This is a genomic window from Aestuariirhabdus haliotis (assembly GCF_023509475.1).
Lineage (GTDB): Bacteria > Pseudomonadota > Gammaproteobacteria > Pseudomonadales > Aestuariirhabdaceae > Aestuariirhabdus > Aestuariirhabdus haliotis.
Window position 1 is genome coordinate 1 of record NZ_JAKSDZ010000063.1, and the last position, 15,350, is coordinate 15,350.

The 15,350-nt window shown below is 49.0% G+C and carries 14 protein-coding genes; 11 read left to right on the top strand and 3 right to left on the bottom strand.

All coding sequences use genetic code 11. The features are described from left to right. Positions 1-90 precede the first annotated feature (90 nt). Positions 91-1,200 (bottom strand): helix-turn-helix domain-containing protein, encoded by a 1,110-nt coding sequence (locus MIB40_RS18220; RefSeq protein WP_249696930.1) that lies wholly within the window; start codon positions 1,198-1,200, stop codon positions 91-93. 127 nt (positions 1,201-1,327) lie between these two features. Here MIB40_RS18220 and MIB40_RS18225 point away from each other — a divergent pair, with 127 nt between their 5' ends. From MIB40_RS18225 to MIB40_RS18250, 6 genes are all read left to right on the top strand, one after another. Continuing rightward, positions 1,328-3,439, top strand: a complete 2,112-nt coding sequence (locus MIB40_RS18225; RefSeq protein ID WP_249696931.1) for a TonB-dependent receptor domain-containing protein — start codon at positions 1,328-1,330, stop codon at positions 3,437-3,439. Between the two features lie 116 nt (positions 3,440-3,555). Continuing rightward, a complete protein-coding gene (locus MIB40_RS18230; protein ID WP_249696932.1) occupies positions 3,556-4,707 on the top strand; it encodes an ABC transporter substrate-binding protein in 1,152 nt (383 codons plus the stop codon). 49 nt (positions 4,708-4,756) lie between these two features. Then, a complete protein-coding gene (locus MIB40_RS18235) occupies positions 4,757-5,041 on the top strand; it encodes a DUF2218 domain-containing protein (RefSeq protein ID WP_249696933.1) in 285 nt (94 codons plus the stop codon). Further along, positions 5,041-6,120 carry a FecCD family ABC transporter permease gene (locus MIB40_RS18240; protein WP_249696934.1) on the top strand — a complete coding sequence of 360 codons (1,080 nt, stop codon included), beginning with the start codon at positions 5,041-5,043 and terminating at the stop codon, positions 6,118-6,120. The genes MIB40_RS18235 and MIB40_RS18240 overlap by 1 nt, the downstream gene beginning before the upstream one ends. Beyond that, positions 6,117-6,914 (top strand): ABC transporter ATP-binding protein, encoded by a 798-nt coding sequence (locus MIB40_RS18245; protein WP_249696935.1) that lies wholly within the window; start codon positions 6,117-6,119, stop codon positions 6,912-6,914. The genes MIB40_RS18240 and MIB40_RS18245 overlap by 4 nt, the downstream gene beginning before the upstream one ends. Positions 6,915-7,140: 226 nt before the next feature. Beyond that, entirely contained in the window at positions 7,141-7,887 is a 747-nt protein-coding gene (locus MIB40_RS18250) for a helix-turn-helix transcriptional regulator (RefSeq protein ID WP_249696936.1), read from the top strand. Positions 7,888-7,896: 9 nt separating this feature from the next. Here the strand turns inward: MIB40_RS18250 and MIB40_RS18255 are convergent, their stop codons facing one another. Continuing rightward, positions 7,897-8,844: a DUF1295 domain-containing protein gene (locus MIB40_RS18255; protein WP_249696937.1), complete on the bottom strand. Its 948-nt coding sequence runs from the start codon at positions 8,842-8,844 to the stop codon at positions 7,897-7,899. 17 nt (positions 8,845-8,861) lie between these two features. Beyond that, positions 8,862-10,967, bottom strand: a complete 2,106-nt coding sequence (locus MIB40_RS18260) for a molybdopterin-dependent oxidoreductase (RefSeq protein ID WP_249696938.1) — start codon at positions 10,965-10,967, stop codon at positions 8,862-8,864. 149 nt (positions 10,968-11,116) lie between these two features. On the opposite strand from MIB40_RS18260, the gene MIB40_RS18265 reads away from it, so the two are divergent. The 5 genes from MIB40_RS18265 (at position 11,117) to MIB40_RS18285 (ending at position 15,223) form a co-directional block, all read left to right on the top strand. Then, complete coding sequence (locus MIB40_RS18265) at positions 11,117-12,106, top strand: GlxA family transcriptional regulator (RefSeq protein ID WP_249696939.1); 990 nt, start codon at positions 11,117-11,119, stop codon at positions 12,104-12,106. Between the two features lie 95 nt (positions 12,107-12,201). Next, positions 12,202-12,963, top strand: coding sequence for a transglutaminase-like domain-containing protein (locus MIB40_RS18270; RefSeq protein ID WP_249696940.1), 762 nt, complete (start codon positions 12,202-12,204; stop codon positions 12,961-12,963). A gap of 96 nt (positions 12,964-13,059) precedes the next feature. Beyond that, positions 13,060-13,773, top strand: coding sequence for a UTRA domain-containing protein (locus tag MIB40_RS18275; protein ID WP_249696941.1), 714 nt, complete (start codon positions 13,060-13,062; stop codon positions 13,771-13,773). A 598-nt stretch (positions 13,774-14,371) separates the two neighbouring features. Continuing rightward, positions 14,372-14,794: a hypothetical protein gene (locus MIB40_RS18280; protein ID WP_249696942.1), complete on the top strand. Its 423-nt coding sequence runs from the start codon at positions 14,372-14,374 to the stop codon at positions 14,792-14,794. 111 nt (positions 14,795-14,905) lie between these two features. After that, positions 14,906-15,223, top strand: coding sequence for a hypothetical protein (locus MIB40_RS18285; RefSeq protein WP_249696943.1), 318 nt, complete (start codon positions 14,906-14,908; stop codon positions 15,221-15,223). Positions 15,224-15,350: the final 127 nt, after the last annotated feature.

A 15,350-nucleotide genomic window follows, 5' to 3' on the forward strand; every position in this document is an offset into this window, starting at 1 on the left:
TGTTCAGGTCTCGACATGAACGGCGAGCTTCGCCTTGATAAAAACCATTTTAGGATCCGCAGAGATCTATCCGAATTAATCAGAGGTGCCTTAAGGTGATTTTGATTTATTGTCCGGATCAGATGAAATTGGTTTGTTTGATGAAATCTGGTTGTGGGATTTTACATAGTTGGCTGGCGTCATGCCTACCGCTGTACGAAATGCATTGATAAAGTTGGAAGCGTGCCGATAGCCTGTACGGTACGCCACTTCATTGACTGACAGCTTATCACTTATTAGTAATTGCTTGGCCAGCTCCAGACGACGTAATTTCAGATAGGAAAATGCCGTTACACCATAGCGATCTTTAAATTTTCGTTGTAAAGAACTGCTGCTAAAACCCAGCTTGGAGGCGATATCCCGAAGCGAATAATCAGTGTCCAGGTATTGCTCAAGTTTCTTGATCAGGGAGGTGTCTTCAAATGTTCGCTTGGTGGTGGTTCGAGGAGATTGTGTGACCTGCAAGTGTTTGAGGCTGCCCTGGAGGCAATCCGATAAAAGTTCAATCGCCAGATGTTCAACGGTGAGCTGGGTTAGGAAATTATTACTGGTCGGTAAGCGAACCAGAGACCCAGCTTTAACCTGAGTGTTGTTGTCAGGCAACCAGGTGAAAACCTGCTGGTCGCGAAACAGATTATCCATGGTTGCTCGATCGCTTTCAGACTGGCAGCGCTGCATCAGCCAGTCCCTTTCCACAAAAAGGTTGAGCTTGTGTATCCGCATGCCGCATTTGGTGTGGCGAGTCAGCATTTCCCTGCTGTTGTTAATAATTACGGAGCAAGAAACGGCGTTGTCGTTACCTGGATCGGAGCCAATGGTGTATTGCTGACCGGAAAAGCAGAAATCAATGCAGCCATCAAAAACAAAGTTAAAACTGATGCCCGGTGGTAACTCAATAGAGGTGTGGGTTGTCTGCTCTTCAACGACATGACTGGTGTGCATTGTCAGACCTTTTTGCAGAGTGAAATGACAATACTCTCCCACCATTAAGGGTGATTGATCGTTGGTGATGGTTTGGGGAACAGCAAACCCCAAAGCGGCATTCAGCGGTTGAATATCTTCAAGGTAGATTTTCTTGGGACATACGCAATCGGAAGCGGCTTCCTGCCGCTGGCAGGGTGTCGCATTGGCCGTGTTGCTGTTGAGTTGACGCTGAATCATAACAATTTGCACTCACTTAATAATTATTGGTCAGCCTAGGGTTGGGCAACTCATGATACCATAAATAAGAATCATTCGTATTAAGTATGGGTGCGTTGTTTTCCATAATTCAGGGGAAGATTGTTGTATGTTGAGGTCTCAATCAGTATTCAAGCTCAGTTGTCTCGCGCTTTCAGTGGCTATGGTGAATTCGGCACTGGCAGAGGATAAGCAGGTTAAGTCAGAAGAGGCTGCTCAGGAAACAGTCACCGTCTGGGGCACGGAAATACAAAGCACCTCGTTGAATTTAACGAGCGATGATATTCAGATGCGCCAGGCGGATCATCTGAGCGATCTGTTACGCATTATTCCGGGGGTGGATGTCGGTGGGGCGCATTCACTTAATCAAAGAATAACGATCCGAAGCATGGATGATAAAGACCTCCGGATAACCATCGATGGTGCCAATCAAAATACCTACATGTACCACCATATGGGTAATCTGCAAATTCATGCGGATATATTGCAATCGGCAGAAATCAAGGTTGGTAAAACCTCGGTCATCGATGGCGGTCTAGGGGGCGTCGTTAATTTTAAAACCAAGTCTGCAAGAAACCTGCTCCGGCCAGGAGAAGAGTGGGGAGGAATAGCACGCGCCACCTATGAAGATAACAAGTCGAAGGCGGTATCGGGTACGGCCTATGGCCAGATAACGGAGCGCCTGGACCTATTGGCGTATTACAACTTTGTAGACCGGGATAACTTCGAAGTTGGCGAAGGCAAGATCAAGGATGAAAATGGCAACAAGATACCTGGCACCAATGGCACGGTTAAGGGTTTGGATGGAGAAGTCAAAGATGCCCTGATCAAGACAGGCTTCGACATCAGTGACAATCAACGAATAAAGTTCGGTTTTGAACGGTATGAAGATGAAGGTGACTATAGCTATAGACCGGATATGGGATTAACTACGGATCTCATTATTGCTGAAAGATTAGGGATTGATCTGACCTACCCCACTGAATTTACTCGTGATACCTACACCCTGAACTATGATGCCGAATTTGACGCAACGATCATAGAAGCCAGCTTGTTTCTTAATGAAAGTGAGCTGGAACGGGATGAAAGTGGATTATATAACTGGCGGCCCGAGTTTGCCGGGACGGTCAAAGGGGAAGCGGATAATTTCGGCTATCGAGTATTGGCGAACACAATGTTCGATTTTGGCTTTGACCAGAGTCTGAAATATGGCCTTGAAATGATCCAGTACGATACGGAATATCATTTTAAAAGTGATGATCTTGCGATCGCCCCAGATAGACGCTCAAAAGAAGATGCGGATAATTATGCCCTGTTTGTCGAAAATGATATCAGTATTACGAATGATTTGAATCTGATTCTAGGGGTTCGGTATGACGATTACAGTATCGATTCTACTGTGGTTGATAAAAGTTATGATGAAACAACCTACGGTTGGGGGTTGGATTATTCGCCCACGGATAATCTGCGTATTAAGGCTTCGCAAACCCAGTTATTCAAAGGGCCGGAAATTGGAGAAGTTTTCGTAGGGGCCGGCTTATACGATACGCCTAATCCAGACATAAAAGCAGAAACCGGGGTCAATAGTGAGTTGAGTGTTGGATTTGAAGACCAGGTTTTGGGGTCCGATAGATTTACCGCGGGTATAACCCTGTTTAAAACAGAAATTGACGATTACATCTATGACAATACCATTAATCGAAACACCAAAAGCAATGTCGGTGATATGGAAATCACCGGTTACGAAGCCTACCTGGGTTACGATTTAGGGCCGTTGAAAGTCTTGGTGACCTATTCAAAGGCTGATAGTGAACTGGATGCCTTTGAACGTTTTTCCGAATTTGACGGAGCACGTCTGGACAGAGAGCAAGGCGATACCATTAGCCTGATCGTAGATTACGAAATGAACCCTGAGACAACCTTGCATTGGGATATGTTGCATGTGAAAGACCTGCATGCGGGTCTGGATCTCGATAGTACATCGTTGGATTCTGGCAATAAAAAAGATGGCTATACCGTGCATAATCTGTCAGCCAGATGGAACCCAAAGTCATTGCAAGGGTTAACGATTATCGCGGGTATTGATAACCTTTTTGATGAATACTATGCCTCCCAGTCATCGCGGACTGGTGTAAGTTCACACCCTCTGTTTGGATCCTTGTACCTTCAGGATGTGGAGCCAGGGCGTAATGCCAAAGTCACCGTGTCTTACCAGTATTAATGCTGAGGCATGGGTTTTCTCCAGGGGTTGGAAAGATTTGGAATATTACCCAATCCGATAAAAACGTTTGTAATCATCAAAAGGAAAAATGAATGAAGTGTAGACGGGGCCCCAGTGTGTGGGTCAGTGGCTTGTTACTGGCCTTGTTGACTTTTACCTTTGAGGCAAAGGCAACCATTCGTCTGGTTGATATCGCAGGAAGAACGGTCGTTCTGGAAAAACCGGCAGAAAAGGTTGTGCTTGGGGAAGGTCGTTTTATGTCGGTGTTGGGCGTTTTAGGGATTAAGCAGCCAACCCGAAGAGTGGTTGGTATGATGAATGACCTGCGTCTGTATGACCCGGCCAGCTTCGAGCGTTATCGGCAATCGTTACCGGATATAGATGATATTCCAAGCTTTGGTAATACGAATGAGCAGAGTGTCAGTGTAGAAAAAATCATTCTACTGAATCCTGATGTGGCAATTTTCGGCTTGAGTGGCCATGGTCCGGGAAAGCGCTCTCGGCATATCATTGAACGGCTAGAGGCTGCGGGTATCCCGATTGTCTTTATCGATTTCAGATCGGATCCGATTAAAAATACGGCTCGAAGTGTTGAGATTGTCGGAGAAGTCTTAGGCGTGCCCGAAAAGGGTAAAGCATTTTCTGAATTCTATCGCCAGGAGCTTAACAAGGTTTCCAGGGTGGTTAACGATATCGACCCCTCTGAGTACCCCTCGGTATTATTTGAGTTAAGAGTCAGTAACCGTCAGGCCTGCTGTTTGACGGTATCGAGGGGGATGTTTGCCGAGATGGCCAGCGTGGCTGGAGGAAGAAGTATAGCCACCGATTTGCTGCCAGGTCAGGTGGGTGAGTTAAGTCTGGAGCATGCTATTCGATCTGAATTTGACATCTATGTAGGAACTGCAATTGGCTCGCTGGCTGAATCGGAACCGGGTGGTTCTGTCTCTGGAAAAAATGATAAAGATCGCCACTATCAGAACATGGTTTTGGGTCCTGGGGTAAATCAGCTTCAAGCAAGAGCTTCATTGCAAGCCCTTTTGTCAAGAAAAGGCGTGGAAGATTTTTCTGCAATCGAAAAGGGAAGGGCTTATGCTATTTGGCACCATTTTTACAATTCTCCAATGAATATTTATGCCGTGCAGAGGCTGGCAAAATGGTTTCATCCAGAGCGCTTTGCATCACTGAATCCAGAGGAAATGCTATCGACAATGTTGGAGGGGTTCTATCCGGTTGATCTTGCCGGGTCTTATTCTGTTGCTATTGACTGAATGTTTTACGTTGTTTTTTATAACTATACAAACCTGATAGAGATAACCTATGTATCGATCCCATACTGATGTTCCTGCCATTAAATCTGAAAAATATATAGCTACTCTTGCCAAACATTTCTCAAAAAAGGTTCGCGTTGACACGAATGAAGATCGATCAACGGTGTATTTCCCAATGGGAGTTTGCCATATGTCGCTATTAAACGGAGCGATGGCGTTTTCCTGTGAAGCCGATGATGAGGGTGCGCTTGAGGCTGTAGAAGGCGTTATCTCCAGTCATGTCACCATGCTGGGTGAATTAAAATCGTATCAGATATCCTGGTCTCGTTGCTGATGGAGACACCTGCTGTTTACGAGGCTGCCACTACGGCACAACGTTATCGAAAAAACAATCTCAAGCGACAGTACTTGCTGGCCATTGGCTTTTTGCTGCTCTTGCTGAGTGTGTTGGCAGATGTTGTCACCGGACCTGGAAGTTTTTCTGTTTCAACCGTTCTCGATGTTGTGCTTGGCCTGGGGAACAGTTCGCCTCAGGCCCAGATTATCATTTGGGATATTCGTCTTCCAACGGCGCTGCTGGCTCTTCTGGTCGGAGCCATGTTGGGTGCCGCTGGTGCAGAAATGCAAACCATTTTAAATAATCCCCTGGCCGATCCCTTTACTCTGGGCATCTCGTCGGCATCCAGCTTTGGTGCTGCCCTGGCCATTGTGTTGGGGGGAAGCCTAGGGCTGGAACTGTTTCCTCTGTTAAGTGATGGTCTTGTCACTGTCAGCGCCTTTGGCTTTGCGTTGTTGACATCCTGCTCACTGTATTTCCTCATTCGTAGGCGTGGTGCGTCCAGTGAAACTATGGTGCTGGTTGGGATTGCGTTGTTGTTTACCTTTAATGCGCTTTTGAGTCTACTTCAGTATTCGGCAACCGATGTTCAATTGAGTCAGATTGTATTCTGGATGATGGGCTCGTTGAGTAAGGCCAATTGGCTCAGTGTGAGTGTTTGCAGTGTGGTGGTTTTGCTTGTTGTACCCTTGTTTCTTTATCGAAGCTGGGCTTTGACAGCATTGCGCATGGGGGATGAAAAAGCTGAAAGTCTTGGTGTTGATACCAGACGCGTGCGTATTGAAATGCTTCTGTGCATTTCCCTGCTGACAGCAACCGCCGTTTCGTTTGTGGGCACTATTGCATTTGTCGGTCTGGTTGGCCCCCACATTGCCCGTATGTTGGTAGGGGAAGATCAACGTTTTTTTCTACCCATGTCGTTGATCTCGGGAGCGCTGATCATGTCATTAACGTCGCTGGTCAGTAAATCGGTGACGGACGGTGTGGTCTATCCAGTAGGCATTATTACCTCATTGGTTGGAATTCCTTTCTTTATAAGTTTGATTCTGGGTTCGCAGAGGAGACGCTGGAATTGAGCCTTAATGTTGATCATTTAACGGTTTCTTACGGCGCTAAGCGAGTGCTGGATAAACTGCAGTTGTCTAACATTGCCGCGGGTCGTTTAACGGTATTGTTAGGGCCCAATGCGGCCGGTAAATCTACCTTGTTTAAAAGTCTTGCCGGGTTGATCGCTGCCGAGGCGGCGTCCATTTCATTAAATGGGGTAGAGCTGCAATCCCTGACGAGAGCGAAGCGTTTCCAGTCGGTTTCTTATATGCCCCAGGTGTTTTCGGCCAATGTTCATTTGACGGTATTTGAAGCCGTGCTTCTGGCCAGAAAAAGCCTCAGCCGATGGCAAGTTGATGAGGATGATCTTGATGCGGTTGAGATCTGGTTACAGCGCTGCCAGGTTGAGTCATTGGCCGATCGCTATGTGAGTGAGCTTTCGGGAGGGCAACAGCAGCTGGTGTCTTTGTGTCAGATGATGGTGAGATCACCTGATCTTATCCTTCTGGATGAACCTACCAGCGCGTTGGATTTGAAGCGGCAATTACAAGTCATGTCGTTACTTAAAGCGGAAACGGTTAAGCGTAATGCGGTAACGATTGTTGCTATGCATGACCTGGGCTTAGCGGCCCGTTTTGCCGATCAGGTCATTCTTATGAATGCAGGAAGGGTATTAGGTCAAGGCGATACAGAAACATTGTTCTCATCCTCCTTGATTACCGAAACCTATGGCGTCCAGGTTGAGGTGCTGAGATCGAGCCGTGGAGAATTGATAGTAGCCCCCTTAACAAGCGACGAGGCTGGTAACCTGTCGGGCTTATAGCGACCAGGTCGTTCTGGCTTATTGAGTTCCAAGGCATACCAACAGGCTTATTGTAATACTGAGCTTCAGACGTTTTGGCAACGGGCCTTTGTTCTATGCTTTCCTTTTTGGTGGATCACAAAACGCATGTCACCGGGTTATAGTTTTTGCACAGGGAGCTGGTTGATTGATTATGCTCGAGTATAAGGGTATAGGTAGTCCTTCATGCTCAACCTGATCACCGCCGATGTTACCTTCCGTTTGGCTCTCTCCGGGTACTCTGACCGTTTACGGTGCCGCGCTTGATGCATCGGCTCATAAACACCATGCCATACAGTTGGTGTGGCCGGCTGGAGACTTCGTAATTCATTCCCAGGGGGAAACCTTTACAGGACCGGTGATGATCAACTCTCAGGTTGAGCATCGAATGCAGATGGCGGCAGGCTGGGTGATATTGGTCGAGCCCCAGAGTGATTTTGGTCAACAGCTAGCCGATTATCTGCAGCACCGTTCGCTGATGGCGATTGATATTGCTGGTTTTAATGGTGCCGTACCCGAACAGGGCGATAGTCTGGCTCCTTTGTTGGCACCTTTGTTGTCGGCGATTGGACTGGACAAGCATTATGCTCATTCCAACGGTACCACTATGTTGTCCGATCAGCGTATTCAACAATTGCTCGCCGAGCTGGATCGCTGTTTGCTCAGCCGTTGTTTGAAGCCCAGCGGTTGGCGGGCGGCCGACGTGTCCCGTCAGTTAGGTTTATCCGAAAGCCGCTTTTTGCATCTGTTCCGGGAACAGGTTGGTATTGCCTGGCGTCCCTATTTGTTGTGGCGCCGTACCATCTGTGCAATCAATGGGATGCTCCGCGGTGAACAGGCCACAACCGCCGCCCACGCGGCCGGTTTTTCTGACAGTGCCCATCTGAGCCGAACCTTTCGCACTCTTTTTGGCATGTCGATACGTGCTGTGAAGCAGCCCTCCAAACCCGGATAACTTCTGCTGTTACTGCGGGGTTTCAGCTTCTGTTTCAGTTGTGTTGTTTTTGCGTGGCCCGGGGAAAAACATATTGGTGGTTTGTTGGTAGCTTTTATACGCGGGCCGTTTTTGTACCGAAAAATATTCCGCGGGTTTGGCTCCGGTGTAGTGCACCAGGGTGACGTACATAATGCGTGACGCAAACGCCAGTCCCACGCCTAATAATGCCCAAACCCAGAGAGTATCCTGACCATACCGGCCTAGCCAGGAAGGAAGGGCGGCAATCACCAGAGCATTCCAGACCATCCATTCGGCAAAATAGTTCGGATGACGGCTGTAACGCCATAGGCCGACATTGCATACCTGATGTTTGAGCCCCTGTTGTTTCATCTTGCGCAGGAATGCGAGCTTCTGGGCATCGGCCACTGATTCCATGGCGAAGGCTCCCAGCCATAACAGCAGGCCGATGATTTCCAGCGGATGAATCTCGGGGCTCGAGTTACTGGCAATAATAAAAGCCGGAAACGCCAGAAATGACATATTGGCCACACCCTGCACCAGGGCTTCGACTTGCATCATCACCGGGATATTTTTAATGCCCTTGCGTTCCCAGCGCAGGCGTTGGTACTGATAGCGGGGGAACTCCTTTTTAAACGCACCATGGCGCCAAAGATTGAGAGCACCCAGTCCCATACGCAGACCGATAAAAAGATAAACCCCGCTCACCACCAGGCTGCGTATCGGGTTGCCATCGGCCAGTGCCAGGGTCAGGGCGCCAATCACCGCCAGCCCCAGAGGCCAGCCGATATCGACGTAGGACAAGCGGCCGGTTTTCCAGGCCGGTAAACACACGGCGACGCTGAACAGCAGCAGTTGTCCGATGGCATTGACCCAGCCTAGTTGAGCCAGATCGGCGGTAAAAAACAGCAGTGCCCAACCCGCAAGAAAAGGCAGTAATGGTGTAATCAAATGCATAGTGTCTATTCCCGTTATCAGGCGGCTTCGATACGAACAGGGGTGCCATTAAAGGCAGCGTTGCCAGTCAGCAGATCGACCCGGCGATGATCGGTCAGGCTGTTAATGCTGACACCGGGTTGCTGGGCAGCAACGCTCATGCCCGTGTTTTTGTGGTCGTGCCCCCACCCTTGAGGAATGCTGACCACACCCGGCAACATGTCATCGTTAATTTCCACGTCAATCTGTACCTGCCCGGTGGCGGACTGAACACGGACTTTTTGTCCGGCACTGATGTTCAGGGCTTCGGCATCCTGGGAGTGCAGTTGCAGGGTGACCGGGTTTTTGCCTTTGATCAGACGGTGGGCGTTGTGAGTCCAGGTATTGTGATTGCGGACCAGGCGACGGCTGACAAGGTCGAATGGAAACTGCGCTTTCACGGCCGCGTCTTCTTGCAGGCTGGCGCGCAAGCGAGGCAGGTCTTGCAGGAAGAATTCCGGCGCTAGCTGGATACTCCCGTCGGCGGTTTTTATGCGCTCTTTGGCACAGGGTTGTAGCGGACCCAGATCAATGCCATGTGGGTTGTCCTGCAGTTTTTTCAGGCTCATTTCCTGATCTTTGTAATGACCGGACTTTAACGTCATATCCAGAATAAACTCCGGCGTTGAACCATCGTCGGGTGCTCCGGTTAGACAGCTCGCCAGGTTTTTCAGAATCTCCCAGTCGTGTTTTTGCTCGGGAGTTTTATCAAACAGTGGTGGTGAATATTTCACGGTGTTGCTGACCGCAAAGCTGTTAAAGAAAACATCAAAATGCGCTACTTCCAGGCCGGTGGTGGCGGGCAAAATAATATCGGCGTGTTTGGTGGTTTCGTTCAGGTAGATATCCACGGCGACCATAAAGTCGAGTTGCTCGAAGGCTTTATCCAGACCGTCACCGTTGGGTGCCGACAGTACCGGATTTCCCGCGATGCAGAACATGGCTTTAATCTGTCCCTCGCCTTCGGTGGTGATCTCTTCGGCCAGGGCCGCAATGGGGAACTCGCCATTAAAGAACGGCAGTTTGCGCACCCGGGATTGATGACGGCCATAGGAATTTGGTTTACCCGGTTTGACGGTACGCAACAGGTCAAACGCCGGTTGTGGAAACATGGCGCCGCCAGCCCGATCAAAGTTGCCGGTGATGATGTTCAACACCAGGGTTAACCATTGGCACAGACCACCAAAGGATTGGGTTGAGGCGCCCATACGGCTGTAACAAACGGCGGAGGGTGCGTTGGCAAAGTCCTGAGCCAGCTGGTGAATCTGTGAGGCTGAAATGCCAACGGTATCGGCCACCGTCTCGGGGCTAAATTCAGCCGCCGCACTGACGACCTGCTGGTACCCCTCAATGATGGGCTGCAGATGGCGCAAGTTGCCCAGGTTATTTTCGATGATGCTGTGAATCATGGCCATCAACAGCAGGGCGTCTTTCTCCGGGCGAATAAACAGATGCTCGCTGGCTATTTTTGCGGTTTCGGTGCGGCGCGGATCCACCACCACAACCTTGCCACCGCGTTGCTGGATCGCCTTGATACGGTCGGGCATACCGGCACCGCTCATCATGCTGCCATTGGAGACCACCGGGTTGCCCCCGATGATCAGCATAAAGTCGGTGCGGTTAATGTCGGGCACGGAGATGGCCATGCCGGAACCCAGGACATAGTTGGCGGCCACGTGGTGGGGCATCTGGTCTGCCGAGGCGGAACTGAAGCGACTTTTGCTGCCCAGCGCCTTGAAAAAATGAGGCAGGAAGATGGCATTGCCAAAGTTATGGGCGTTCGGATTACCCAGATACACCCCGACACTGTCGGCGCCGTGCTGTTGTTGAATGGCGCGCATTTTGGTGCCGATCTCGGTGAAGGCATCTTCCCAGCTGATCGGCTGCCAGCCGGAATCGGTTTTGCGCATGGGTGTCTTCAAGCGCTCCGGGTCGTGATAATAATCTTGCAGGGCGACGGCTTTGGGGCAGATATGGCCTCGACTGAAGGGATCCTGCTGGTCGGGTTTGATCGAGATAATCTCGGTGCCCTGGTGCTTGATTTCGATACCGCACATGGCTTCACAGATATTGCAGGTCCGGTAGTGAGTTTGAATCTCGCTCATGCCAACGCTCTCTTAGGGTTTGAAATTTATTGTTGTAGATCAGAGTGTGGCAGTTTGGGCATGGCAGGGTAACTGTAGTAAACGGCATATATTTGGTGAAATTCGCCATTTGAATTATGCTTTACCGAGTTTTTTCGGCGGAGAGTGGCATGGTAAGCGTTACCGTACTGGTATTTGACTACGCGCTGGCGGCCGCCGTGATGGGGATCAGTGATCTGCTCTATTTTGCGGGTAATGCCTACCAGCGTGCCCGTAAAACTGAGGGTGCGGGGCGCTTTCGGGTACGCCTGGCCAGTCGGGACGGCAAGCCGGTCAAGGCGATGAACCGAATGACGATCACACCTCACTGCGCCATTGCCGACATCGAAAGCAGTGACATCTATCTGGTACCCACGATTACCGGTGATATCGAGCAGACCCTGAAAGATAACCCCTGGGTGGTACAGCAGCTTCAGCAGGCTGCCGGAACCGATGCAATTATCGGCAGCAACAGTAATGGTTCCTTCTTTCTGGCTGAAGCAGGATTATTGGATGATAAAAAGGCCACGACCTTTTGGGACAATGTGGCGCTGTTTCGGCGTCGTTATCCGTCGGTGGATCTGAGGCCGGATCAGTTGCTGATTCATGACGGAAATATCCTGAGCGATGCCGGCGGCACCTCCTGGTTCGATCTGGGACTCTATCTGGTGGAGCTGTTTTGTGACCACCAGACAGCCATGGAAGCCGCCAAGTATTTTATGGTCGACCTGGAACGCTCCACCCAGCTGTCCTTTACGCCCCTGACCAGCAAGAAGTATCACAGTGATGCGTTGATACTGCAGATCCAGGGCTGGATGGAGCAGCGCTATGCGCAAGCGTTCTCTATGGCCACCTTAAGCGATCATTTTGGCTTGTCCAATCGAACCTTTGTACGACGCTTCAAGCAGGCAACCGGCGTGACGCCTCTGAACTATTTACAGGAAGTACGGCTCAATGCTGCCAGTCGTTTGCTGGTGCAATCCCATCAAAGTATTGAAGTGATCACCCACAGCGTGGGCTATGAAGACATCAGTTCCTTTACTCGAATGTTCAAGCGCAGAACCGGCTACTCTCCCAGCGGCTACCGCTCGCGCTTTCGAGCAGTTCATGTCGCTGGTTAGTGCCAGCTATTCAGCGGAATAGCCAGTTTATTCAAGTTTTCCCGAAGCTATCCAATTAGGCTGGGCACTACCGAGTCAGTCTGGAGCCCGTGATCATGACACCCTGTAAGGATTATTTGCTAGAAACCCCTATGCTGGATTTTTCCAATCCCGATATTCAATCACTCATTGCCCGGCAAGGTTGGCAAAAACTGGCAGAGTACGATGCGATTGGCGCCATCTACACCTATGTGCGTGATGACATTCTCTTTGGTTACAATGCAGACGACCGCTTGTCAGCCAGCCAGGTTCTCCGTGATGGCTATGGCCAGTGCAATACCAAGGGTACGCTGCTGATGGCTCTTTTACGCGCTGTGGGCATTGCGACTCGATTGCATGGCTTTACCATCTTTAACGAATTGCAGCGGGGAGCGATTCCCGAGTATCTGTTTGTGCTGGCACCAAAGCGAATTATTCATAGCTGGGTCGAGGTTTATTATGAGGGTCGGTGGATCAACCTTGAAGGCTATATTATCGACCGTGCCTACCTTAACCGAGTGCAGCAAGGTTTAGGTGAGGTGCAAAATGGCCTGGGCGGTCAATGTGCACAGTTCTCAGGTTATGGTATTGCAACCCCCTGTCTTGCCAACCCCGAAGTGGACTGGCGCGGAAAAGATACCTACATCCAACGTGAAGGGATTGCGGATGACTTTGGTGTCTACGCCCAACCCGATGACTTTTATGGCAGCCAGGGGAGCAACCTGTCGGGCCTGAGGAAAGTGCTGTACCAATATGTATTTCGCTACTTGATCAATTTTAATGTGAATCGTATTCGTGCCAAAGGTTTGCACAAACCGGTCAACGACGCTATCGCCTGAAGAAATGATTGAGAATAATACCTGCCTCTGTTCAAACCCTGTCGCTTATGCTTATTATCACTGCCTGAATTAACTATCAGAAATATCAGGCGTTTTATGACTAGTCTGCATCCCGTCTACCTTCAGGTTCGTGATCAACTGTGGCACTGGGTAACCTCCACCAATTTGCCCAGCCAGGCCCGGTTGCCGGCCGAGCGGGAACTGGCCCAGCGGTTTAATACCACACGGGTGACTTTACGACAGGCGCTCGGTCAGTTAGAGGCCGAGGGGCGCATCTATCGCTCGAACCGGCGCGGCTGGTTTGTGACACCGGCTCGGTTAAGTTACGAACCCAGTCGGGATCTGGGATTTAATCATTATGTGACCGAGCAGGGATTTGTACCCGATACCGAAACCCTGTCCAAAACCCTCACGGAAGCGCCTCGCTGGTTGGCGGAACGTTCGTCGATCTCTGTAGGTGAGCCGATCTACCATATTTTGCGGCGCCGTTTCGTCAGTGGTCGTTGTGTGCTGGTGGAGCATAACTACGTTAATCCGGAAAAGTGTCCGGGCTTACTGCAACAGGACACCGATCAGTCGTTGTGGGGGATATTGCGCGATGCCTATCAGCTGGTGCCGGCGGAGCGTGAAATTGAAGTCTGCTCCCAGGCCCTGGGGGCAGAAGAAGCGGGTATTCTTAATGTTCATCAAGGCAGCACGGGTCTCTATCTTGAACGACTGTGTTATGACGAAAGCGGTGAGTTTATGGAGTTCGACCGCGAGTACTGGCTGCATGATGCCATCAAACTGCGGGTAAAAATTTCGGGTTAGCCAGCGCTACGGTTTGCTTCAAGTACGCACAGTTTGTTCTTGTAACCATCATGTGGAGCAGTTTGGAGCCATAAGTTGGCCCTGCAACGCTGACAGGTATGTGGTTGGCGAGAAGGGTAGGGGCAATTGCTGGGGGATGGGGAGAAGCGACATTGATAAAGCCGAATACATCTCTGTGTCTAAAGGGTATAGGTCTATTCAGTGCGCATACTGTACAAACGAAGACCTATTCCACACCGGGAACTTCCCATAAAAGGACTGCGATTTATACTGAGTTGCCTTGTCGTTTATATATCAAGAGCTTTTGTATATATGAACAGTATATTTTGACGTATCCAAAAATAACGCTCGAAAATCTGCGGGTGGTGTCTTGTTTAACGCGGGAGCCAGAAAAAAAACACCGTATTATCAGTTGGTTAAAAAGTTCGGCCTGTAAATAACCTGCGCACTTATGAAGAAATATAAGCGCGCTCGGTTTGCCCAAACATCAAAATGATAATTAGTATAGAATTCCATTATTATTAGCCAGTTACGCCAGTCTTATAGAAAATTTATCAGTACATATATAAGACCGTTCGTTATTAAAATGTTATAACTCGTGATGAATATTGAGCTAAATCGAAAAGATTTTATATTGGCAATGATATTTGCGTACCTATTGATATTCGCGATCGTCATTCCTTTGAGTGCCGGTTGGTCTGATCAATCGGGTATGTTTGCAGGCTTGCTATTCGGCGCTTACTCATTGATCTTTGGGTTACCTGTAATGTTTGCCGCTGCACTAATCGGGTATCCGATTTTTAGGTGCATTTTTGGAAAGTTGCACTTTAAATATTTGATAAATGTCTTAGTTTCTTGTGCTTGCGTGTCAGTAATAATTTCATTCGTCGCGGCGGTAGGCTTTATAGTGGTCTTTGGCGAGCGCCATCAAGAGTTTGGCGCAGCGCTTATGATCATGGGCATCCCTACAATAGTGGTGGGTCTTTTGTCTGGTGTAATATTTTGGTTTCGTACCAAGTAAGTTATAACAAGTTGCTCAAACATCGTTCCGGCCAAAAAACGGCCTTCACTGGACGCGCTAACGCGCGCCGTTTAGCAAAGCGTTATGCGCTAAAACAAGGAGTGAATACCGTTGCCCAAAATACTTAATGGAATAATTGCGGTACTTTCGGTTTTCATCGTGCTAAAAAGTATGGATATATTTGGTGCTGTTGGGCATAAGGATTACACCTTCGACACAGTGTGTACAAACCAAGTAAAAATATCTGCACCTGAAAATATTAAATCCGAGCATCAAGCAGAGTGTGAGCGTTTAAAACAAAACGTACCAACTGGTTTCCTTACTGCGTTAAATAATGCTCCTTTAATCGGTATATCTGCCTTTTTGGTGTTTTTAATAAGCGTATACCAGTTATTTAATAAACATGGTCGCTCAAGTAAGGCGGGCTAACTTAGGTATGCATTCTTTATCAATTAAATCGCATAACAAGCGACTGTGGTGTCAATTCACCTAAAGATTTCTAATAAGCCCATGCAGTATTGTCCCTTACCATAGCGTTTAACATTGTTATTAATTT